Origin of the sequence: Pedobacter sp. (genome assembly GCF_965279535.1) — a bacterium.
In the GTDB taxonomy this organism is placed as follows: domain Bacteria; phylum Bacteroidota; class Bacteroidia; order Sphingobacteriales; family Sphingobacteriaceae; genus Pedobacter.
Genome location: NZ_OZ257244.1, coordinates 5,297,700 through 5,323,106, shown reverse-complemented (window position 1 = coordinate 5,323,106; position 25,407 = coordinate 5,297,700). Strand labels below are relative to the sequence as shown.

General features: G+C 40.8%; 14 protein-coding genes. 2 read left to right on the top strand and 12 right to left on the bottom strand.

Annotated features, from left to right (window positions below):
• Window positions 1-55: 55 nt before the first annotated feature.
• The 10 genes from ACQY77_RS22030 to ACQY77_RS21985 form a co-directional block, all read right to left on the bottom strand.
• Entirely contained in the window at window positions 56-2,347 is a 2,292-nt protein-coding gene (locus ACQY77_RS22030) for a prolyl oligopeptidase family serine peptidase (RefSeq protein ID WP_421940162.1), read from the bottom strand.
• A gap of 78 nt (window positions 2,348-2,425) precedes the next feature.
• Window positions 2,426-3,871 (bottom strand): APC family permease, encoded by a 1,446-nt coding sequence (locus ACQY77_RS22025; RefSeq protein ID WP_421940163.1) that lies wholly within the window; start codon window positions 3,869-3,871, stop codon window positions 2,426-2,428.
• 179 nt (window positions 3,872-4,050) lie between these two features.
• A complete protein-coding gene (locus tag ACQY77_RS22020; RefSeq protein WP_421940164.1) occupies window positions 4,051-4,953 on the bottom strand; it encodes an AraC family transcriptional regulator in 903 nt (300 codons plus the stop codon).
• 242 nt (window positions 4,954-5,195) lie between these two features.
• Window positions 5,196-6,440, bottom strand: a complete 1,245-nt coding sequence (locus ACQY77_RS22015; protein ID WP_421940165.1) for an NAD(P)/FAD-dependent oxidoreductase — start codon at window positions 6,438-6,440, stop codon at window positions 5,196-5,198.
• Between the two features lie 32 nt (window positions 6,441-6,472).
• A complete protein-coding gene (locus tag ACQY77_RS22010) occupies window positions 6,473-7,474 on the bottom strand; it encodes a 4-hydroxyproline epimerase (RefSeq protein WP_421940166.1) in 1,002 nt (333 codons plus the stop codon).
• 2 nt (window positions 7,475-7,476) lie between these two features.
• On the bottom strand, window positions 7,477-9,054 hold the full coding sequence (locus tag ACQY77_RS22005; protein WP_421940167.1) for an aldehyde dehydrogenase (NADP(+)): 1,578 nt from the start codon (window positions 9,052-9,054) through the stop codon (window positions 7,477-7,479).
• A 10-nt stretch (window positions 9,055-9,064) separates the two neighbouring features.
• Window positions 9,065-9,982, bottom strand: a complete 918-nt coding sequence (locus ACQY77_RS22000; protein ID WP_421940168.1) for a dihydrodipicolinate synthase family protein — start codon at window positions 9,980-9,982, stop codon at window positions 9,065-9,067.
• A gap of 217 nt (window positions 9,983-10,199) precedes the next feature.
• Window positions 10,200-11,867: a M1 family metallopeptidase gene (locus tag ACQY77_RS21995; protein WP_421940169.1), complete on the bottom strand. Its 1,668-nt coding sequence runs from the start codon at window positions 11,865-11,867 to the stop codon at window positions 10,200-10,202.
• Window positions 11,868-11,929: 62 nt separating this feature from the next.
• Window positions 11,930-13,327 carry a SusD/RagB family nutrient-binding outer membrane lipoprotein gene (locus ACQY77_RS21990; protein ID WP_421940170.1) on the bottom strand — a complete coding sequence of 466 codons (1,398 nt, stop codon included), beginning with the start codon at window positions 13,325-13,327 and terminating at the stop codon, window positions 11,930-11,932.
• Between the two features lie 18 nt (window positions 13,328-13,345).
• On the bottom strand, window positions 13,346-16,357 hold the full coding sequence (locus ACQY77_RS21985; RefSeq protein WP_421940171.1) for a SusC/RagA family TonB-linked outer membrane protein: 3,012 nt from the start codon (window positions 16,355-16,357) through the stop codon (window positions 13,346-13,348).
• Window positions 16,358-16,620: 263 nt separating this feature from the next.
• Between ACQY77_RS21985 and ACQY77_RS21980 the strand changes: the two genes are divergently transcribed.
• Entirely contained in the window at window positions 16,621-18,588 is a 1,968-nt protein-coding gene (locus ACQY77_RS21980; protein WP_421940172.1) for a glycoside hydrolase family 97 protein, read from the top strand.
• A 117-nt stretch (window positions 18,589-18,705) separates the two neighbouring features.
• On the opposite strand, the gene ACQY77_RS21975 is transcribed toward ACQY77_RS21980, so the two are convergent.
• Window positions 18,706-21,477: a DUF5695 domain-containing protein gene (locus ACQY77_RS21975; protein WP_421940173.1), complete on the bottom strand. Its 2,772-nt coding sequence runs from the start codon at window positions 21,475-21,477 to the stop codon at window positions 18,706-18,708.
• Between the two features lie 298 nt (window positions 21,478-21,775).
• Window positions 21,776-21,961, bottom strand: coding sequence for a hypothetical protein (locus tag ACQY77_RS21970; RefSeq protein WP_421940174.1), 186 nt, complete (start codon window positions 21,959-21,961; stop codon window positions 21,776-21,778).
• 336 nt (window positions 21,962-22,297) lie between these two features.
• Here ACQY77_RS21970 and ACQY77_RS21965 point away from each other — a divergent pair, with 336 nt between their 5' ends.
• A complete protein-coding gene (locus tag ACQY77_RS21965; protein ID WP_421940175.1) occupies window positions 22,298-25,372 on the top strand; it encodes a beta-L-arabinofuranosidase domain-containing protein in 3,075 nt (1,024 codons plus the stop codon).
• Window positions 25,373-25,407: the final 35 nt, after the last annotated feature.

Genomic DNA, 25,407 nt, shown 5'->3' with positions numbered 1-25,407 from the left:
CGGTAATTTTCCTATTTATAAAACCAGCATGTAGCAAAGGAATTCGATGAGCTGGTTATTTTGTTGGGGTAAAAAGATTCGCTTTTGGCGGCTCAGCGTTTAAGAGATGCTTGATAAAGAAATCTCTTTTACGTCTTCTTCCATACACACCGCCATCACTATGTCCCATCCCCGGAATACTCAGGATATCGAAATCCTTATTGGCTTTAATAAGCGCATCGGCCAGCCGATAGGTAGATTCTGGTGGTACATTTTCATCGGCTTCGCCAACTATTAAGAATAAATTACCCTGAAGTTTGGCCGCATTGGTAATGTTAGATTGCTCGCCATAATGTGCACCAACAGGATATCCCATCCATTGCTCGTTCCACCATTGTTTATCAATCCGGTTATCGTGACAACCACAGGAAGAAACGGCAGCTTTGTAAAATTCCGGATGAAAAAGTAATGCACCAGTAGAATTTTGTCCCCCTGCCGAAGTTCCGTACACGCCTATTTTACTAATATCTGCATTCGTATATTTTTCGGCCATGGCTTTCATCCACAAAATCCGGTCAGCAAATCCTGCATCGGCCAGATTGTGCCAGCAAACATCGTGAAATGCTTTTGAGCGGTTAGCAGTGCCCATACCATCTATCTGAACAACGATAAAGCCCAGTTCTGCCATACTTTGCATTTCACTTGCCGGAAGGAAACTCTTCGGTACAAAACTATCCTGTGGGCCTGCATAAATGTTTTCGATGATGGGATAGGTTTTATTGGGATCCATTTTGGATGGCAGGCAAACTACTCCCCAAATATCGGTTTTCCCATCCCTACCCTTAGCTACAAACACCTCGGGTAATTTTACTCCCGTATTCAGAAATGTTTCTACATTGCCATGCTCAATTTCAGCAATTTCCTTTCCACTGGCGGTGATCTTTAACTTAGTAACTGGCGGCACATTAACCTCCGAGTAGGTATCAATGTAGTACTTTCGATCGGGAGAAAAGCTAAGCACATGATTTCCCTTTTCGGGACTAAGGTTAACCAAACCTTTTCCATCGAAACCCACTCTGTAGTAATGGATAAAATAGGGATCTTCTGAGGGGTTCATACCACTGGCCCGAAACCAGACCTCACGTTTTAAAACGTCAATGCTATCAATATCGCGCACTACCCAGTTACCTTTGGTGATGAGTTGCTGCTTCCCTGTAATGGTATTAACAAGATAGAGGTGTTGCCATCCATCCCGTTCACTGGTCCATAGCATTTCATTGGTTTTGGGCAGATAGCGGGTATAAATTCTGCTCTCATAAATAAAGGTTTTGGTTTTCTCATCAATGATGTTACGGGTTTTACCGGTTTGCACATCTACTTCAATTACCCTGAATCGCTGATGTCCGCGATCTGCCTTTTCATAGGTATAATATCTGCTGTTATTGTTACGCCAGTGTAGGGGCTGTGGACCAAAAAAATCAGTCGGCTCCACATCAACTTTTAGGGCAGTTTTGCTTGTAATATTGAAAATATAGGGTTGGTAAGCGGTAAAATCATCTCCCGGCTGGGCATACTCACGTGATTTCAATTCGCCCCGGGTTGTTCCCGGAACCGAGCTCAAAACGTAGTGAACCTTTTTAATTTCCTTTGGATCAATCTTGTAGGCAATAATTGTTTTTCCATCAGGTGCCCATTCAAAATTACCATAAGGTTTTTCCGCAGAACCATCCGTACTCAATGTTGTTTCTGCTCCCGTGGTCAGGTTTACCAATACTAAATTACCGCCACGAACCAATACTTCGTTCTTGCCATCCGGCGATTTAGATACAGTGCGACTCCACTCCCATCTTGAACGTTTTTGCTGTAGTGGTCGCTTCGGATTATAACGAAAGACGGTCGTATCACTTGCCGCCCTCACCTGATAATCGCCGAGATTTACCTGAAACCACTTATTTTGAACCTTGAATTTCAGGTTATGCTGATCTGTGAAATATAATTCGGCAAGTTGCAAACGTAAGGGTACTTGTTTAATGCCGCTTGTTTTTTCAAGGGCCGCAGCCAACTTATCCGAATCAAAGGCCGGAGCACGTTTCCCGGATATCACATCTACATATATATACTCCCAGTTTTTATCCGGAAGACTTTTCTTGTACCAAAAAGCAGCCCCATCTTTTCTCCATTGAGGAAGAATTTCATTATTAGTAGGGATATTTCTTAATGCAGTATCCAGTTTACCCGCCCTTTTGTAAGCCTCAACCATTTCGGCCGCTGTAGGCGCATAGGGATTTTTTTGCGCGCCAGCTGAAAAAGCAGCCAGTGTTAAGCAAGTTAGGGTTATCGTTTTTTGCAATAGTTGATCAATTTTCATCACAGCAATATTATGTTGTAAATATAGAGCAAGGGAGATTCAGATTCCCGTTATATATTGATGTATAGCATCAACATTTTAACTCACTAATGTATCTGAGGTCTGTAAATCAACTGTTTTAGGCATATTTACCCGCCTGATCAGATAATAAACCGGAATGCCCGCCAGAGTGATGATCAGCCCTGGCCATGTAAATTTTGGCTTAAAAATAATGAGGAGAATACAGAAAGCTAATCCCATTAAGATGTAAATAACCGGCAATACCGGATAGCCGAAGGCTTTATAAGGCCGGGCTGCATCGGGACGTTTTTTACGCAGGATAAAAATGCCAAAAATGGTGAGCATGTAAAAACCAACTACCACAAAAGAAATCATATCGAGCAGATCTCCGTATCGGCCGCTGAGGCACCACAAACAAGCGAAAATGCACTGGATCCAAAGGCCAAAACCGGGCACGGCATTTTTATTCAATTCCGCTACTTTTTTAAAGAATAAACCATCCTTTCCCATGGAGTAGTAAACCCGTGCTCCTGCCATGATCAAACCATTATTACAACCGAAAGTAGACACCATGATCATTACAGCAATGGTGATGGTTCCAACCGTTCCGAAAATATGATTTGCTGCAGAAACAGCTACCCGATCCTTATCGGCATATGCCATATCATGCAGGCTCAACACACCGGTATACATCACATTGGTGAGGATATAAAGCACCGTTACAATGATGGTGCCCAGGGCCAGGCTTAGGCCGATGTTGCGTGCCGGGTTTTTAATTTCTCCTGCAATGAACGTTACATTGTGCCAGGAATCACTGCTGAATATAGAACCCACCATGGCAGCTGCAATTGCACCCAGGGCGGCAAAAGTAGTGTAACCGGAAATGCTTCCATTGGGTGCTAAAGAGCCTAAATTCCACATATTCTCCCAGTTTACCTTCCATATGGCTGTATCCAGGAAAAATAAGCCAAACACAATCAAACCAAAAAGACTTAAGAGTTTAGCTACAGTAAAGGTAGTTTGTATGGTTTTACCCGCACTTACCCCGCGGCTGTTTACATAGCTCAGCAGCACAATTACAGCGATGGCCAATAGTTGAGCGGGAGAAATGCTGATGAAACCCAAATCTATTGCCACCAGATCTTCACTCAGAGCAGGAATTAAATAGGCTGTAAATTTGGCAAAGGCAACACCCACCGCAGCAATGGTAGCGGTTTGAATTACAGTGAAAAAGCTCCAGCCATACAAAAAACTGATTAAAGGGTTATAGGCCTCTTTTAAATATATATACTGCCCTCCGGCCTTTGGAAACATTGCACTCAACTCACCATAACTCAATGCTGCTGTTAATGTCATGAAGCCGGTAATTAACCATACCACCAGTAACCAACCCGAACTTCCCACATTTCGGGTAATATCTGCACTGACGATAAATATACCTGAGCCAATCATACTTCCGGCTACCAGCATGGTAGCATCCAATAATTTGAGGCTGGGTTTAAAGTGGCTTTTTTCCTGTTCCATTGGTAATTGATGTTTGTTGAATAAAATTAACGACATAGCATCTCCAATCCATAAAATTGGAGATGCTGATAAGATTAATATTTGGTAAATATGTTATGCGCTGGCAGGTTGTGATAATTACATCAGCCAAAGCATATAAAAAATGAAAAGTATGCGATTAGCAAGCTTTAAAATACTGGCTAAGCACCAATATAACTCACTCTGCTAACGCTGTTATAAGAATCTAAATAGGCTCTAGGCGATTGCCCGATAATACTTTTAAAAACCCGATTGAAGTTGGTAATGCTGTTGAAGCCAGCCTTGTAGGCTACACCAGAAATACAGTCTGTTTGTTCTCCTGATATGAGGCTCTTACAGGCATCATTAATCCTTACTTCGTTTAAAAAGGATACAAAGGTATGTCCGGTATGTTTTTTAAAGTACCTGCAGAATGCCTGTGGAGTCATAAATGCTACATTCGCCACATCTTCAAGGGTTATTTGGCTATTGTAATTTTCGGTGATATAACCAATTATCTTACTTAAGCGCATCCCCTCATTCTCACTTACATTTGATGAATAAAGATCAGAACACAAAGGCATTACGTGGTCGCCAATTGACTGTAGTGAAACCACCAGTTTTACAAATGCAAATAACAAATCTGTCCCTGAAGCTTCATGTACCGCAATCATCCGCTTCAATACTTCCTGGGTAAAGTTAGCCGGAACTTTAAAGCCGTGCTTATTTTTGGCTAAAAAGGAACTGGCAATTTTCATCTCCGGAAGTGAAAAAAGAGGCCCTAATGTACCACCAGAATTAAAGTAAACTGAGTATGCAGCAATTGATCTTTCGCTTTTGGCTTCAAAGTATTCTGGATTACTTTTGAACAGATGCGGAAGTTTTGCTCCGATAACAAATATGTCGCCAGGCCGGAAAGCATGCATTTCACTGCCTGCAATCAACGTTCCTTCCCCCCTTTCAATATAAGTGATCTGCCATTCGTCATGTCTGTGCAGATATTGATAAAAATAAGGCAATTCAACGTGCTCAGATATAACACTTTTGTCATCGGGCACAAGCATAGTAAATGGCAATACTTTCATGTGGTTGGTTGTTAGTTTGGTTGTTGTTGATTATAATCCAATATAAGGATATTAACTAAAAAAACTCCAAAAAAGCCAAATTCGGTTAAAATACTGCTACTATACGCTAAAATTTAGATGTACCAGGTGCGCCGGGCTGTAAGTTATGGGCGTAAAAATTGATTTAAGCTGAGAACAGGGAGAAGAGATCAGGCCTGGCCTTAAGCGCTAATCTTCTAAATCCTTTTTATCTGAATTTTAAGCTATGCCCTGTTAACAGCAAACGAAGCTATCTGCATTTCCGTTTTTTGCTCCGCCACAATCTGGCTCACCAGCAAGCCTGTTGCCGGACCTAAACTTAATCCCATCATTCCGTGCCCCGTGGCAACAATGAGGTTTTTCTTTTTATCGCTTCGACCAATATAAGGCAAGCCATCCGGCGATGAGGGTCTGAATCCATACCAGATATCCTCTTCAGGAGGTAAAGCCGGGTGCAAATCAGGAAAATACTTGGGAACGGATTCTACAATACCCCTCACCCTTTGCATATTCACCCGTGTATTAATCTTATCCAGTTCCATGGTTCCTCCATACCGGATACTTCCATTCATGGGAGTGATGGCTACCCGGGCCTCACAAAGCAATGCAGGTATAGTCAGGCGTTTTTGAGGTTCAGATTCCATAAATGAATATCCTTTTCCAGGCATCAGGGATATTTTAAGGTTGGCCATTTTAGCTACTGCAGGCGACCATGAACCAGTGGCAATGACATACTGATCGGCCTCCCATGCGGTAGAGCCAGTAAATACTTTCGTAATTTTCTCACCATCAGATTCTATTTTATCCACCTCTTTTCCCTTAACAATGGTTACCCCATGATTATTGAGATAAGTAATTAAGGTATTCATCAGCTTGGTTGGATACAGATGGGCGTCGCAACGGTAATGAACAGCACCCAAAACATCCAAATTTAAATTGGGTTGCAGTGCTTTACACTCCTCTAAACTTAAAATACCCATATCCAGTCCAAGCGTTTTTGCTCTTTCGGCCAGATGTGCTTCTTCTTCTCCAGCTTTCTCTGTTTTATAAAAAGCTAAGATGCCGTTATTGGTAAGTTCGAAGTCAAATCCTGGTTCTTGAGCCAGTTCTTCATATAGTTTTTTGCTGAGCAGCGATAAATCTCTTAACGGTTCTGCTGATTGACTAACATGCTTTTCTGTTGCATGTTTCATAAACTTTAGCCCCCAGCCAATGAGACTCGGATTTAAAGATGGTCGAACATAAAATGGGCTTTTGCTATTGAACATCCAGCGTATACCCTGACTAATCATACCTGGAGCAGCCAGGGGAACAAAGTGGCTTGGCACAATCATACCAGCATTGCCAAATGAGCAGTTATCTGTAATATCGCCTTTGTCCAGAACAGTAACCTGAAATCCATTTTTTTGAAGATAGTATGCTGAGCTTAGTCCAACGATTCCACCTCCAATTATTAATACTTTCGACATTATATTTCGTTATTTACTAAAAAAAACTCCAACTAAATCACTTGAAATCCGTGAGCATACGGATCATCTTCAGCATCTATTTTGATGGTGTTATAACCATAAACTTTCGCCCAGCCTTCAACACTTGGAATGATGGCTTTGAAACCTGCCAGTTCAATTTCTTCTTCTACCCGACCTATAAATTTGCTGCCTATAAAACTTTCGTGAATAAAATCTTCACCTTTTTTAAGTTTGCCTTTGGCATGCCACTGGGCCATACGTGCAGAAGTACCTGTTCCGCAAGGCGATCTGTCAATGGCCTTTTCACCGTAAAAAACAGCATTTCTGCCCGTAGCATTCGGATCTAAAGTGGTGCCTGTCCAAAGTACATGGCTACAGCCGTTAATGGTTGCATCCTGCGGGTGCACAAAAGTATATTTTTCATTAATGCGCCTTCTAATGGTTTGGCTCCAGGTAATCAGCTGTGATGCCGTATAATTCTCCAGGCCCGGAAAGTTGCCTTGCGGATCAACTATGGCATAAAAATTACCGCCGTATGCTACGTCGAATGTAAGCATGCCCAGATCCGGGCATTCAATTTCCAGATTTTCTGCAGCCAGATAAGAAGCAACATTTTTTAATTTCACTGATTTAACCTTCTTTCCCTCCTGTTTGTATTCTATTAATACTAAACCCGCAGGCGCTTCCATGCGGACTACACCGGGCACTTTTGGTTGAATAAGTCCTTCTTCTATAGCGATGGTTATGGTGCCGATAGTGCCATGACCGCACATGGGCAAGCAACCGCTTGTTTCAATAAAGAGAACGGCTACATCATTTGCCGGATCGTGAGGGGGATAAAGTATACTTCCCGACATCATATCGTGGCCACGAGGCTCGAACATTAATCCGGTTCTGATCCAATCGTAGGATTTTAAAAAATGCTGGCGTTTTTCACTCATATTAGCGCCAATCAGTTCCGGCCCCCCACCTGCTACTAATCTTACCGGATTTCCGCAAGTATGTGCATCTACACAAAAAAAGGTTTTACTCATATCTATTTGGTAAATTGGTTATTAACCATTCTAAAAATCCCAAGTGGGTTTGCATCTTTCAATTCATCAGGTAAAAGCACCTGCTCCCAATCCTGATAAGCAAGTGGCCTCACAAAACGGTAAATTGCAGTTGAGCCAACAGAAGTAAACCTGCTGTCGTTAGTTGCCGGAAAAGGCCCACCATGCTGCATGGCAGCACAAACTTCAACTCCGGTAGGTACACCATTTAAAATAATGCGTCCGGTTTTATCTGTAAGCTGATGAATAAGCGACTGATACTGTCCAGTTTCATTTTTATCAGCCATGATGGTAACCGTTAACTGCCCTTGCAATACAGCAATTACCTGCTCTAATTCCTGAATATCTTCAGCAACTACCAAAAGCGAGTAAGGTCCAAATATCTCTTCATGCAGTTTAGGATTTTTAATAAATTCAACTGCAGGAACCTGCGCTATTTTAGCTTCAGATTGATTTTGCAATTCCTGATTTTTTAATCCGGAAACAGCAAGGATTTTTACCCCCGCTTCAGCAGCTACTTCGCTGGATAGTTTGCTGTAGTTTTTGGCAATCCCCTCTGTAAGCATCGTTGCGGAAGGAACTATGGAGATTGCCTCAATCAATGTCTGCTTAAATTTCTCAAGTTCAGGAGAAGCTATTGCCAGCATTAAACCGGGATTAGTGCAAAACTGACCGGCTCCAAGCGTGATAGATGCGGCATATTTCTTAGCTAATTCTTCTGCTTGTTTTTCTACAGCAGCAGGCAGAAAGATAACTGGATTAATGCTGCCCATTTCTGCGAAAACCGGAATCGGCTGTTGGCGTTCCTGTGCCAGCTTAACCAGTGCCATACCACCATGATATGAACCCGTAAAGGTCACCGCCCTGGTTAAAGGGTGTTGAACAAGCTTTGCACCTATTTTGTAACCATCATCGTACAATAAAGAAAATACACCCTTTGGCATACCTGTTTTAATTACTGCTTTAACAATGGCACTACTTACCAGGGCACTTGTACCATAATGCGCGGGATGAGCTTTTACAATTACCGGGCAGCCGGATGCCAGTGCAGATGCGGTATCTCCACCGGCAACAGAAAACGCAAGCGGAAAGTTACTGGCTCCGAAAACAACCACCGGTCCAATTGGAACAAGCATTCGGCGGATATCCGGTCGCGGTAAAGGCTGTCTTTCCGGTAAAGCCGTATCAATAATCGCATCTACCCATGAACCTTCTGCTACAAGATTTGCAAAAAGCCTTAACTGTCCCGTGGTTCGCCCCAGTTCTCCCTGCAATCTGGGCAGCGGCAAACCGCTTTCGGCCGATGCCCGGGCAATTAGTTCTTCGCCGATACCTGTAATTTCATCTGCTATGGCATTTAAAAACGCCGCTTTTGCATCTTTATTTATATTTCGATAAGTTTGAAACGCTGCTGTGGCAGCAGCCAAAGCAGCGTTAACTTCGTTATCGCCGGCTCTGTAAAACGCTCCATCCAACAGTAAACCCGTTGCCGGATTTACTGCCTTAAGGTTAGCTTCATTACCATCGATATATTCACTGGCAACTATATTTTTTCCGTTCATATCTGGTTATCTATTTACCCCAGCTGCCGGCAGGTAATTCCGGGCGAACAGCTAATGCATCATTGATAATTTTTAATACGCGTTTTCTCTCTTCACCTTCAACAGCCAGGCGTGGTGCCCTTACAGTTTCCGTACCTAAGCCTGTTGCTACTTCAGCCAGCTTAATATATTGAACAAGTTTTGGATGAATATCCAGTTCTAACACAGGCAAAAACCAACGATAAATGGTTAAGGCCTCAGCAATGCGATTTTCTTTAATCAAATTGAAGATGGCCACCGTTTCTCTTGGAAAAGCATCTACTAATCCAGCCACCCATCCGTCGGCACCCATTACAATACTCTCCATCGCCAATGGATCTACACCTGTAAAAATCTTAAAGCGATCACCGAAACGGTTAATTAACCGGGTTACGTTAGATACATCTCTGGTAGATTCCTTAATAGCCTGAACATTCGGATATTTAGCTAATGCTTCAAACATATCTAATGTAACTTCAATCTTATAATCAACAGGATTGTTGTAAATCATGATGGGTAATGAGGTTGAGGTAGCCACGGCATCAAAAAATGCTAAAGTTTCTTCTGCGGAAGCATAATAACGCATTGGAGGCAACAACATCAGTCCTTGTGCACCAAGCGACTCAGCCTTTTTTGCTACTTCAACCGCTTTTTTAGTTGTTGCTTCTGCGATATTTAATAAAACCGGAACCCTGTCCTTAACTACTTCCAGTGTGTGAGATAATAGGCCGAATTTCTCTTCTTCAGTTAGTACACTGGCTTCGCCTAATGAACCTCCTAAAATAATTCCATTGGCTCCTGCTTCAAGTTGTGCTTCTATGTTTAAATCAAAAGTTACGAAGTCTAGTTCATCATTTGCTGTAAATTTTGTAGTCACAGCCGGGAAAACCCCTGTCCATTTAATTGCCATTGTATTTAATAGTTTAGTACTTAATAATTCCTTTATATCTGTAACCTGAGCATTACATACAGGTATTACTAAGGCAGGCACATAACCTACCTAAGAATACCTTATAATGATTAACCTGTCAGATTATTTTCAAAGTTAAAGGATAGCTTCAGGCTGTGATTGTTAGATTTTAACCGATACCAACTATAAATAGACCATTTCAGTTAAAAACGATTTATCACTTTTTAACCTGAATGTAATACATGGATTCTATAGCCGTTTTTTGGAGCAAAGCACCCTGGCCAGCACTAAGTTTGCTGTGTTTCCAATTTGTTGCAGGAAGGATTTTTAAAGTTTTCACACCGGATTTTTGCAACACGAGTGGCAGGTTAAAACCATTCACACAATTGCTGTATCGATAATATACCGCTCCATGCTTTATATAAAATTCGAAAACCGGTATTTGGGTCGTTCTTAAATATTGATCAAATACTTTCTTGTAATCAAACCTGGCCTGTTTGGACAGGTAAGATTCTACCTGTGCAGTGGTTACGGTTTTATGATAGAAGGTTTTGTTTAAGCCCCTCAATATTGACCTGAAAAGTACATCGTTATTTAAACTATGCCTGATGGCGTGCAGCATATTCCCGCCTTTCGGATACATATCTCCGCTTCCCTGAGCATTTACACTATAGGGCGGGATAATTGGCGCATCATTTCTGATGCCTTTCCTGATTCCGAAGTTGTATTCATTGCCCGCCTGCTTTCCGAAAATATAATCTACAAAAAGTGTTTCACTGTAGTTGGTAAAACCCTCATGCACCCACATATCGGCTAAATCATTGGTGGTAATGTTATTACCAAACCACTCGTGACCACTTTCATGAATGATGATAAAGTCCCATTTTAAACCCCAGCCATTGCCAGACATATCTCTGCCTAAATAACCGAACTTATACTTATTACCGTAAGAAACAGCCGATTGATGCTCCATTCCGGTATGCGATGCGTCAATGAGCTGATAACCATCTTCATAAAAGGGATAGGGACCAAACCAGTGCTCAAAGCTTTTTAACATTTTATGCACCTGATCGGGCATGTAAGTTTTGGCTTTAGGAAGGTTGTAATCCAGCACCCAGTAATTCAGGTCAAGCTTGCCTTTTTCTCCGGCATATATTTCCTTGAAATTAACGTACTTACCGATATAAGGTATGATACAATAGTTGCTTATCGCACTGTTTACATTGTATTTATACGTTACCGTACCATCATTGTTTTGTTGCTTAAAAACGAGCCTTCCATTACCCACGCCAACCAAAGTATCCGGAATGGTCATTGTTAATGAAGCACCCAAATCCGGTTCATCACTTTGGTGATCTTTATTCGGGTACCACACCGAGGCCCCAAGCCCCTGGCAGGCCACAGTCATCCATGGCCTGGCTAAAGAATCGGTAGTAAAGATGAAGCCACCATCCCAGGGGGCGCGCTTGGCCTGGTGAACATTTCCATGGTAAAAAATTTTAACCCGGTTTAAGGCATTGAGTGCCTGAGCGGGCACATGCGTGTACCAAACACTACCCACATGCTCAAATTTCAGTTTCGATTTTTCGTTATACCAAATGCTGTCGATCAGCAGTGGCTCCTGAAGATCAATCTGCATCCTGATACTTCCATTGTTGGGTTTAACTACCTTATAAACAATCTCATTAGCTCCGGCTATACTCTTATGGATATAATCTGGCTTAAAAGCTAGCTCATACCGTTGAACATCCCACCAGGTTCGCTCGGGCCTTAAACTCCCCCTCAGCGTATCGGCTAAGGTGTAAGTTTTTTTATCCTGAGCAAAGGCCATGATATTACAAAGGATCAGCATAATCAAAATGGATATACGAAGGAGGTTTTTCATGGGCATTTAATTCTTGGCTTTTACAGGAGGTAAAGTAATCGTTTTAAACAAAAATGGAGTTTTTAATTTACGTCCCACCACAAACGATCGGTCAGCTTAGCCTTTTGCTGAGGCTGAGGGTTAGCAGTGATTTCTGAATTGGGATATAATACTCTTCTTGGAATTTCTGAAATGGCATTCTTCACCTTGGTTAAGGCCGGAAAGCCTGTACGGCGCCAATCGCTGAAGTTTTCAGCATTCAGGAAATTCGATATAAATTTTTCTTCAATAATTAATCTCAGGGCATTTGAAGTATTTAATGTTCCCCTCGATAACAGGTAAGCGTCTATATCTGTACTCCCTACGCCTAATTTCTCCATGTGTTTTCTGATACCATCCTGATAAATTGCCTGTGCAGCAGTTGCACCCGAAATAATATTGGTGGCTTCGGCTTTTAAAAATAATGCTTCGGTATAATTAACAAGGTAATTGTTAGCATTTGCACCTGCATAAAAAGCGGCCGGGATGGAGTAAGACTCTAAACTTCCGATATCATCTAAACCAATTTGCCTGCCGGTGTACAATCCGGTTTGTACTGCTGGCGCTATCATCTTACTTAAGCGAGGATCGTTACGTGTTTTAAATCCATCTACGAAAGTATTAGCCAAAACAAGGGTACTAGCTGGTAAAAAATTCTGTTGCCATGGGTTTTCAGCACCTGCAGCTCCGCTAAACGCAATTTTACAATCGTCGGCATTACTCTGCATACCGCTATTCAGGGCTGCAAGTGCAAGTTGGGCCTGTGCAGCTGCTGTTGTGCCCGGAGCTTTGGTCAAATGCATATAATAACGGGCCTTTAAGGTATAAGCCAGTTTTTTCCATTTAGCCATGTCTCCACCGTACATGAAATCATCACCACCAGGATTTATACCTGCATTTTTATTCACATCTTCGATACTCTGATCTAATAATTGCTGAATCTGCGTATAAATTTGTTGCTGGGTATCATAAACTGGATTAGGATTTTCTACTCCTTTAAATGCCTGACTGTATGGAATATCGCCCCAGGCATCTGTTGCATAACCCAAACAGTATGCGGTAAGAATTTTTGCAATTGCAGCATATTTGAAATTCCCGTTACTGGTAGCCTTACTGTTCAATAGCGTGAGGTTATTCAACGTTCTCACATAAACATTATTCCAGTCGCCATCCATATCTACATTATACATCAAATAGGTCCCAAAATTGGGCGCTACCTGATTCAATGCAATCACCTGAACGTATTGCTGCAACACAATACTTAAATTTCCATCTCCTGCCGCATTGATATTTTGCGAAATTAACATTTGTACAGGAGGTAATATTAAGGACTCCTTAACATCTATAGGCCTGTTAGGATCGTCATTTACATCTATATACTTTTTGCATCCGGTAAAACTTACCATACAAACAAAGCTGATAACAAAATATATCTTTTTCATAATACTTTTTCTAATGGATTATAATGTTAATTTCAATGTAAAATCAACTGATCTGGATGTTGGTGTAGAGAAAGAATAAATCCCCTGCGATCCATTTGACGAGCCGAATGAACTCACTTCAGGATCTCCTCCGGTAAAATGAGGTGCATAAATCCATAGATTTCTCCCTGTAACATTGAGCGCTACATTTTTAAACGGTGTTTTGGTTAGCCAGGATGGTTTAAAGCTATACCCCAGGCTTACGTTTCTTAATTTCACATAGGTACCGTCCTGAATAACAGATTCTAAAACACTGTTAATACGCTGATAATAAGCTTGTCCCAAAACAGATACTGTATTGGGTAAACCTGTATTTACATTCACACCTTCAACAACTCTTGGGCCACGGTCTTCAGTAACTTTAGGTGTTCCATAAAAATAGCCATAACCATCAACGTTGTTTTGAATATCGCCACCCTTTTTCATATCAAAAGCAAAACTGAAAGTAAACTGCTTATATTTAAAGTTATTTACGATTCCAGCCATATAATCAGGATTGATATCACCGATAATGCCTTGCTCATCTGCAGCAAAAGGTAAACCATCATCTCCTGTCAAAATCTGTCCTGAGGCATTCCTGGCATATCGCGTCCCATAAATTACACCATAAGGTTGATTTAAGAAGATAAAAGTAAAACCATTACCTACCTGATTAAGGTCTTTATAAATTGATAAAACTTTGTTCCGGATGCGGCTGTAATTGAAAGTCAAATCCCAGCTGAAATTTTCAGTTTTTATGGGTTTGGCATTCAGGAGTATTTCGATTCCTTTATTACGCATGGAAGCTGAATTCACACTTGTGGCATTATATCCTGTTGATGGCGCCAACGCTACATTAGGAATAATACCATTAGTTGTCTTTTTATTAAAATAAGTAAGTTCTAAACTCAACCGGCTGTTAAAAAATCCCGTTTCTAAACCTACTTCAAACTCATTAATCCGCTCATTCTTTAAATTCGGATCACTTAGGGTTCCGCTAATCAAGAATCCGGATTGTCCCTGGTATGGAAAAGCAATGTTTCTGATTGTTTGCGACTCATAAGGCGTAAGTAAACTATATGGGCCGATACTCGCGTTTCCAACAGTACTGTACGATACCCTTAACTTTCCAAAATTCATCACATGAGATAATCCTTCAGAAAAGAAATTAGAAAAGATAAAACTGGTTGCTGCTGAACCATATGGATAAAAACTATTGTCTTTTGCTAGAACCGAAGTACCATCATATCTTCCGGTAAGTGACAATATGATGAACTTTTTATAGTCTATATTAGATTGAAGGTAAAAACCAATTTTGCGGGTAAGGTAGCTGCTTTCTGTAAACTTCACAGTTGATGCGCTACCAATATTATTGAAATCAGGAACAGTAATCCCTAAACCATTGGCATAGGCATTTTGACTATAAGTAGAAATGATGTTGTTCCCTAAAAGCGCGTCGATAGTAAAATCACCCAACGTTTTGCCCGCATTAAGCATCAAATCATTATTATATTGCCTGAAATTAGTATTATTATTAACAATTCTTCCGTTCGGATTGGATACAGAGCCTAGCGACTCTATATATTTCCCCTGCTCTACATACACATCTGCGCCAAAACGTTCTGTAATGGTTAACCAGGGTAATATTTTATAATCGGCATTGAAAGTCGGTAAAAACCGGTTAACAATTGATGTATTCTTGATATTATCCAATACCCAGTATGGATTATTTCTCGAGAAACGGAATAAGCGCTGTGTGCCATCCGGGTTGGTTGATGGTTGCAGATCATAAGATACCGGTGCAGAGAAAACGGTCCAAACCGGACTTTCCAAAGCATAACCCTCTGGCTGCCGGTTATTTTTGGTATTGGCATAATTTAATGAAAAAGTAATATTCAAATCTTTGATTACCTGAGTACTGAATTTTCCAAAAACAGTATTTCTGTCAAATGAAGTCGCAGGAACTGTACCATCTTGTGTTAAATTGGTAAAAGAAAGAAAATAGGAACTGTAAGCACCACCGCCGGTTAAACCGATGGTATTGGTGTAGGTTTTACCTGTTTTGAAAAATAAATCAGATTGATCGTACACCTGAGCAGGCTGGCCATTTATTTTCAGGGTATCCATCCTCGCACCCCAGGAGGTACTGGTTTTCTGAGAAACCCCATCAAAATAAACCCCATTAGATCCCAATGAATATTTATTCTGAATTTCAGGAATAAGTGGTTTCTCGAAAGAAAAGGAAGAAGAGAAACTTAAAGTTGGCTTTTTATTGGAAGCTCCGGCCTTTGTAGTGATGATGATTACACCTTTTGCACCATCAGATCCATAAAGCGCTGTGGCGGCACCACCCTTTAACACATTGATACTTTCGATAATATTGGGATCTAAATCTGCAATCCGGTTAGTACCCGGCCCTGAATTAAGATTTCCTGTTTCATCATTGTTTACAGGGATACCATCGATTACCATCAGGGCTTCATTATTTCCGTATAGTGAATTTGCACCCCGAATCACAATTCTCGATGAACTACCTGGTGTACCTGATGAACTCGTGATTTGAACACCTGAAACTTTTCCTGCCAATGCATTTACCAGGTTGGGCTCTTTGGTTTGTGTCAGTTGCTCGCCTTTTACTTCCTGCGAGCTGTAGGTTAAATTTCGTTTATCACGCTTTACACCCAATGCAGTTACCACAATTTCGCTTAAGTTCTGCTGATCTTCAATCAGTGAAATACTAAGGTTTTTCTGTCCGTTATAAACCAGTTCTTTGGTTTGATATCCTATCCCACTGAAAACAAGTGTAGCGGAATTGGCTGCTTTTATAGAGAAACTTCCAGCTGCATTGGTAGATGCACCGGTAGAGGTTCCTTTTACTTTCACAGAAATACCAGGAATGGCATTGCCAGTTGCATCCGTTACCTTACCTGTTATGGTTTCTGTTTGGGCATGAACACGCAGAAAACAGAATATGGCAATAGCCATAAACGTAATTTTTAGTTTAGTCTTCATTTTAGTTAGTTGTTGTATAACCAAATTTAAGCCTGAGAAAAGGCTTTTTTAATGAAGATATTACCAACTATTAACCGAATATTAACAGAAATATTACAAAAATAAAACAACAATAATTGCCTGTATCAGCACTCTACTTCCAGCCTGTCGCTGTTGTAAGCAGACTGAAGAATGATAAAATTTGCATAATACTGGCCAATTATAGAGCTATCGGGGCATCTCCTTTTAGCTAATTTTAAGATTTAAAATATACTCCATTCCTTATGAACAAGAATATTGCACTGACCATTATCGCAGCCGCATTGATGTTTAGCAATGCGTTCGCGAAAGATATCGAACTTCAATCGCCGGATAAAAAAATCAAAATATCCATCGCCGTTACCGATAAAATAACCTGGAGCATTAAGCAGGGAACAACGGCGATTTTGCAAGCCAGCCAACTCGCAATGATCCTCAAAAACAATGTCAAACTGGGCGTTAATCCTGTTTTACAACACCAAAAGTTAAGTCATCACAACAATTTGCTTTTGGCAGATATTCCGGTAAAAAGCAAGAAAATAATCAACAATTACAATGAATTGAAGCTGGATTTTAAAGGAAATTACAGTCTTTACTTCAGGGCTTATGATGATGGTGTAGCCTATCGGTTTGAAACCCATCTGGGCGAGGCATTAATAGAAGTGGAAAATGAAATTGCAGACTTCAACTTTGGTATTAATAACCGGGTATTCTGGCCCCAGGAAACTGATCCAAACTTTCTCTCCCATTTCGAAAGTTTATATAAAGATTCTACTTTAAATGCCTTCAGTTCACAGCAACATGCGGCCCTTCCCATGTTGGTTTATGCTGAGTCTGGTATTAAAATGCTGGTTAGTGAGGCCGACCTTTATGATTATCCAAATTTATTTTTGTTTGGAACAGGAAGTGACAAACTTACGGCTGGTTTTCCAAAAAATATAGGAGAAAGCCGCCTTGTTGGAGATAGAGGAATTAAAATTACACGATTGGAAAACCACATGGCCAAAACAAGTGGCCAGCGTAAATTCCCATGGCGTAGTATTGCCATTTGCCCCGCAGACAAGGATCTTCTTGTCAACAATCTCACTTATAAATTATCAAGTCCTTCTGTTTTAACAGATACAAAGTGGATTAAACCGGGCAAGGTTGCCTGGGACTGGTGGAATGATAATAACATCTATGGTGTCGATTTTAAAGCAGGTATTAATACCAAAACGTATCAATACTACATTGATTTTGCGGCTAAATTTGGATTAGAATACATCATGTTAGATGAAGGCTGGACCAGAACAACTAAAGACCTAACCCATACTACCGCCGATATAAATATTAAGGAAATTATTGATTATGGTAAATCTAAAAATGTTGGGGTTTGGTTATGGACCTTGTGGGGGCCGCTTGATCAAGATATGGACAATATTCTCGCCCTGTACAAAAAATGGGGAGCAGTTGGCATAAAAGTCGATTTTATGGCCAGAGCTGATCAATATATGGTTAATTTTTATGAACGGGTTGCTGCCACAGCTGCTAAACATATGCTCATGGTTGATTTACACGGTGCTTATAAACCTGTTGGCTTAAATCATAAATACCCCAATGTATTGAGCTATGAAGGTGTACGTGGATTAGAAAATAACAAATGGAGTGCAGAAATCACTCCCGCTCATAATGTAACTTTACCATTTATCAGGATGGCTGCCGGACCAATGGATTATACTCCCGGAGCAATGATTAATGCAAACAAGAAGAACTTTAGTATTGTATACAGCGAGCCTATGAGCATGGGAACCAGGGCTCATCAGGTAGCCATGTATGTAATGTATGAAAGTCCGCTTCAAATGTTGGCAGACAACCCCTCCAATTATTTAAAAGACACGTTGTGTACCAGATTTATTGCTCGCATTCCAACAGTGTGGGATGAAACCATTGCCTTAGCAGGAAAGGTGAGTGAATATGCGTTAATCGCCCGAAAAAATGGCAGCAAGTGGTACATATCTGGTATGACTGACTGGAATTCCAGATCAATAGAACAACAATTATTTTTCCTGGATGGACAAACCTATCATATGGATATACTCAGTGACGGAATTAATGCGGACAGGCACGCTGCTGACTATAAAATAAGTGATTTAAAGGTTACTAAGAACGATAAAATCAACATCAAAATGGAAAAAGGTGGTGGATGGTGTGCCATTTTAACACCCGTACAATAGTTTAGTCAGCTTTGCTGACCCAAGCCGTTAGTTTACAAATCCGGTCGTAGAATCTTTCTACAACCAGAGCATAAAAAAACCTCGTAAATGCGAGGTTTTTTTATGGAAAGGAGTAATCTATTTTTTAATAATAATTTCAGTTCTTTCGGAAGTTGATAAACTAATTATGCTCGCTCCCCGCTCCTTTGCATTTACATTTTTTACCTGGTAATTGCCAGCGTTGCTGTGTTGTTGTGCAGGTTGGCTTATTCTGATCACCGCAGAAGGTGTAAACTGATCTGCTTTTTGAAGTTTCAACCGGACTTCTCCGTTTGAAACACGATAGCTTAATGATTCTATCTTACCGGCATCCAAAGCAATCCAAAGACCAATTGGTGCAATATATACGGCAGACTTGGCCGCTGTTGTTATTTGAACCTGTACTTCATCCCCCTGCTTTTTCAGATTTCCTCCAAAAGCCAGCCAGCCAAATTCCGGATGTTCTAAAACATAAGTGGCCGTATTTATTGCATATCCAAAAAATCCAGATCCATAATCTCCTGTTATGCCGTCATTTTTTAAGGTTGAGGGGTAAGCGTGAAAAGCTGCCGGAGCAAAACCATCTTTAGTGATGTTAGCAATAGCGCCCAGTAAGCCACCGTATCCTGCACGTAAAAGATAAAAGTTGTCCGGGTTTTTTCTATAGTCCATTAATACCGGGATGGCATTTAGCGCAGAACCGTAATGGTGTATCATTCTTTCTACGCGTTGAAGCTTTCCACCATAAAGAAAATCCCAGTAACGGCGGGCGTTTCCATTGTATGCCCAATGGGGTACAACAGGCATATAGGCTAAAATGGCATCTAGCGTTACCTTTGCCTTATCATTATAACCAAAGTAGTTCGACCATACGTAAACCTCTTCCTGTCCGGTCGAATCCCAGGGCATTTCACTGCCAAAAGGATAAGCTAATGAACGCCAATGATCCGCACGTTTTTTCATGGCTGTTTCCAGTTCCCGGGCTTGCTCAGCCAGGCCTTCGTTTTTTAAGTCGGTTAAAATCAGGTAAAACACAGTACCTTCCATTTGCCCGAATTGCGCATAATGTGGTGCTATATTCACCATTGCCATTCCGGTTTGAGCCGCATCGATAAGATGCTGTTTCCAGGTTGTTTGTGCCACAAGCCCCTTATAATTCCTGGCGAGGCGGTACATCAGCCAATGCGCTGCAGCCACATGCGGATAGTTGTAAGAGCGTCCCAGATTGTCAGCTTCCTTTTTAGGCCACGCAGACCATACTTTGAAATTGATATCTGTTGTATAAGTATTTTTAGGAAGAGAATCGGGCTCATAAAAAAACAAACTCTTTTTTACCCCGTATTTCTGAGGTCCTGTTTTAAGCTGAATCTGTCCAAACATCACAGTATCCACAAACTTTTGAAGCTTATCTATCTCTGCTTTTTCAGGCAGCACCAACTGTTTCATTATCGCACCCAACCAGGATCCTGCCCCACCCTCATCACTCAAACCCGCAATCCATGCCCTGTTATCTTGCGTAACCTGTTGTTGTTTTTCATAATCATAAGTAATGGCAGCTGGAGACCTTTTAAAGAGATCATTAGGCTGATCAAACCATTGCTTTGTGGTTAAAAAATTTCCATAACTGGCAATTACTTCAGTTTCAGGTGAAATCATTTTGTAATTGATCGTTTGCTCCAGTCCATCCTCATAAATAACAGACAATTTAGCCCTTCCCCAAACTCCCCCTTTAACGGAATAGCTTTTCCAACCGCTTTTGGTAGCAGGTAATGGCTTAACGATCAGCGCATTCCCGGGAACAGACCTGATAGATTTAATTTTCTTTCCATAGTGGAGAAATAATTTGGCATCCACATCCAAAGGCAATACATAGCCGGGTACAGAAATGGCAACAGGTCTTTTATTTTCTATCAGTGTCCTTTCAGTTTCCTGTGCCGGCCCGGAGAGAATGAACTCCAGCGCATAAGTTCTAATTTGTCCGGGCTTCAAACTGATGGATGTTGGTGTGTTCCATTGTTCTGCGTTTTTCCATTCATTTTCAGCATAAGCCTTGCTGTGAACCATCCATTCATAAAAGCCCTCAAAGGCAATCCCGCGTGGTGTGCGGTCGTCATTTAACGGATTGTAGGCTTCGAGAGGTGTTTTGCCGACAGGTGCAACTATTAACGAAGGTGTCTGCCCGCTTAAGCGCGTTACCTGTAAATAGCCTGCGTCATTCCCAATGTATGGATCATAAAAAACGTTTTTTGCATGGGTTTGTTCAAGTGTCCGCCCTTCCAGTATATTATCAAATATCATGGGAATACCCAATGCACCTATTTCTACATTTTTATCGGTCTTATTCTTCAACTCAAATTTTAATACCAGCTTTCCATTTTGCATTTCCCAACTTCTGTTAACTTGCAAAGGAATATCTGCAGGCAAGGTTGCCGAAAGATCTGCAGCAGCCAATACATTTCCTTTAACTGGAAGTGCTTTGATCTGCATTCGCCTGCTGGCCGTACTGTAATTTTTCCAGGCACCATTATTTTCCTGGCGAAGGCGCAGGTTAATATCGCCCAGATGGTATAGCCCGTCCGAACTTCTTACCTTTAAACTATCGCCAGGCACGAAATCAAAGTCTTTAATACCTTTAGGTTGTAGTCCAGCCACCGTTTGTGATGATTTGACCAGCTTCAAATTAAAAACACCGGCGTCAAGGGAAAGATAGCCTCCATCCAGGCCAAGAGTTGATGGCTTTTGAGCTAATCTGGTCCAGGGAGACTGCGCAACAACAGGATTGGCAATAAATGTTATTAAAATAATACCATACCAAAACTGTAGAAGTGCCTTTTCTAAAGAATAAGTGAATATACCGGGTAAATAATTCATAGTTGATCAGTGTTTATGTGCTTGCTGATCTAAAAATAGTCTATAAAACACAAAGGAATAGCAATCGCCCTGATTTAGACAAAATCAGCGAACAATCTGTTTATTTATGGTAATAGCTGTCCTAAAGGAGCAAAAGTATTTAAGCTGGATTGCTAATACTGCCTTAATGCACCAAAAAACAACATACTGCTATGGATTAGTGATCATTTGACGCAAAAATGCGTTACACACGCAGATCTTTGTATGATCGTGGGAAATAATGTTCTGAAGTTGGCTCTTTTCTCCTCAGGGTAAAAAACTACTTTAAACCAAAAAACCGGGCCAACCAGGGCTTCATTTTTGGAGAAAGAGTCCTTGTCTTTTCTGCTTTCCCATCATCATTTCCCGTCTCTTCCATATCTTTATCATATGAACTGGACTGAAAAAGCCCAAAATGAGACATCACAAAATCTGGCCTTGCTTCAACTTGTTTTTTGATTTGCATACTGAAATGGATAAGAATTTATTTTTTTATTTACTCAGCTACGCTATAATACATTTGGTAATCGTAAGGTAATGAGAAAATGCGAAAAAAAATACCCTGTTAGAAAATTATCATGTAAAATATCGCCAAATTACCTCTAACTTTCACTCACCAGAGGCTTCTTGTTAATATCTTGTGTCTTTTAGCTAAAAAAGAATCATAAAAACAAAACGCTTGTTTATAATTTTATCAGGATTTTTAATAGACTATTTAAAATCATTCTATACAACCTGCAACATAGTATTAAATATGAAGCGGGTAAATTGAGATACAAACCATTGATTACAAAACTAAAATATGAAGATACATCAAACACTCTTACAATTCACTTTGATTGTAAGCGTTTTAACCAGCACTTTTAGCATTGCCCGGGCACAAAATGGAGACCAGATATTAGATGGAATTGGCGAGACAGGGCTAAGTGCCCGCTATGTGTTTGACGGAGATGTTAAAGACTGGTCGAGGAATAATTTTCATGCAAAAATTCAGGGTGAAGGTGCTAAATTTATCCATGATAACCGTTTTGGAAAGGTTTTATCTCTGTCTGGAGACAATAATTCATATATAACGATACCTGGGGCTGTATTAACAGATGTCGAATCGCTCAGCATATCAGGCTGGATATTTTTACGTTCTAAACAACCTGGTCAACATTTTTTCGATTTTGGAAAAGATGCTGAAAACCATTTTTTCGCTGCGCCCGCAGGAATAGGTTCCCTGGAAGGTCTTCAAACTTTTATCACAACTAAATCTCCCATTAAAAAGGAAGCAGTTTCAACTGCTATCGCCTTAAATAAATGGATATATATTACCATTGTGATAGATGTTCCTTCTAAATCTGTAATAACCTACGTTGAAGGTAAACCTGTTTCACAGATTACAGATATTCCCTTGGATTTAAACGCTGTATTTGATCTGCAGTCGGTTAGAAAAAATCAGCTTTTCCTTGGAAAATCAATTCTACCTGGTGCGCCATTCTTAAACGCCCTGATTCACGATTTTCGAATTTACAGGGTTCCACTCAGTGCAAGACAGATTTCAGGAATTTATCGCAATGGGCAAAAAGGGAGTCAGGAAAATACAGTAAATGTAGGTAAACGTGAAGATGACTTACCAAAATTTTCTACCGGAACTGCACAGCTATACAACAGCTATTTAAAAAGTGTGGCGGATGTAACAATAGAAACCACAGTAGGAAATTTACCGCGATTACCCAGCTATGCATCAGGTGTTTACCAAGCCAATATTAATGGGCCAAAAGTACGCATACTCTGGCCTTCCCCAACTGATAATAGCGCTGTGTTGAAAACAGGGACGTATACCATTACAGGGCGTGTGGCAGGCACAAACTTGCAGCCTAAAGCGATTGTTAGGGTTAAAGAAGCTAAAAAATCCTCTTCCCCCGTGCTAAAGCTCGAAACCTTCCCGCTAGACCATGTTTCACTACATGCTGATGCTCAGGGTCATACAACCAAGTTTACAGAAAACAGAGATAAATTCATAACAACATTAGCAAAAACAGACCCCAATTCATTCCTGTACATGTTTCGGCATGCCTTTGGGCAGAAACAGCCTGATGGCGCTAAACCACTCGGCGTATGGGATAGTGAAGATACTAAATTAAGGGGCCACGCTACAGGTCATTACTTATCTGCTATTGCGCAAGCTTATGCAGGCACGGGTTATGATAAAGCGCTACAGGCTAACTTCTCTAAAAAGATGGAGTACATGGTCGATGCCTTATATGAGCTGTCACAGTTATCTGGAAAAGCTAAAAGTGCAAACGGCGCTAGTGTATCCGACCCTCGGGCCGTACCATTTGGTCCTGGCAAATCAGATTATGATTCAGATTTAAGTGATACAGGTATTCGTACCGATTACTGGAACTGGGGAAAGGGATTTATCAGTGCTTATCCACCTGATCAGTTTATTATGCTTGAAAAAGGAGCTAAATATGGCGGGCAGAAGAACCAGGTTTGGGCACCCTACTATACCCTTCATAAAATCTTAGCCGGTTTGATGGATGTATACGAAGTAAGCGGAAATAAAAAAGCGCTTGAAATTGCCACCAACATGGGCGATTGGGTATATGCCCGGTTGAGCCAATTACCTCAGGAAACCTTGATAAAAATGTGGAATACCTACATTGCCGGTGAATTTGGGGGCATGAATGAATCTATGGCCCGCTTATATCGAATTACTGCAAACCCAGATTATCTTAAAACCGCACAGTTATTTGACAACATTAAAGTATTTTACGGAGATACGGCACATTCGCATGGGTTGGCAAAGAACGTAGATCTGTTCCGGGGATTACACGCCAATCAACACATACCCCAAATTGTTGGTAGTATAGAAATGTATCGTGTATCCCATCAACCCGAATATTATAGCATAGCTGATAATTTCTGGAATAAGATGGTTAACGATTACATGTATAGCATTGGGGGTGTTGCGGGCGCCCGAAATCCCGCAAATGCAGAATGCTTTGTTGCACAGCCAGCTACCCTCTATGAGAATGGTTTTTCGGAAGGAGGCCAGAACGAAACCTGTGCCACCTATAACATGCTAAAATTAACAGGCGATTTGTTCCTTTTCGATCAGCGGGCAGAGTTAATGGATTATTATGAGCGTGGGTTATATAACCACATTTTAGCTTCAGTAGCTGAAAACAGCCCGGCCAATACTTACCATGTTCCCCTCCGGCCAGGATCTGTAAAGCAATTTGGCAATGCTGATATGACAGGTTTTACCTGCTGCAACGGTACAGCAATAGAAAGCAGTACCAAACTTCAAAATTCAATTTATTTTAAAGGAAAAGATAACCAGTCACTTTATGTGAACCTGTACATTCCCTCTACCCTTAGCTGGACAGCACGTAACATAACTTTAGAACAAACCACCAATTTCCCCTATGAAGATCATACCCGTTTAACCATCAAAGGAAGTGGAAAATTTGACATTCATGTTCGTGTACCGGGATGGGCTACCAAAGGTTTTTTTGTAAAGATAAATGGCAAGGAAGAAAAGCTGCAGGCAAAGCCTGGTAGTTATTTAAAAATTAGCCGCAACTGGAAAAATGGCGATGTTATTGATTTGAAAATGCCTTTCCAATTTCATTTAGATCCTGTAATGGATCAGCAAAACATAGCAAGTTTGTTTTATGGCCCAATTCTGTTAGCTGCTCAAGAGCCTGAAGCGCGCAAAGACTGGCGCAAAATAACCTTAAATGCCACAGATATTGGCAAAACCATCAAAGGTGATCCTGAAAAACTAGAATTTACCATTGACAATGTTGTTTTTAAACCATTTTATCAAACTTATGGACGTCATTCTGTTTACCTGGATGTAACCTTGAAATCGGGAGACTGATCTCGAGCGTTAGAATATGTCGGTCGTTATTTAGT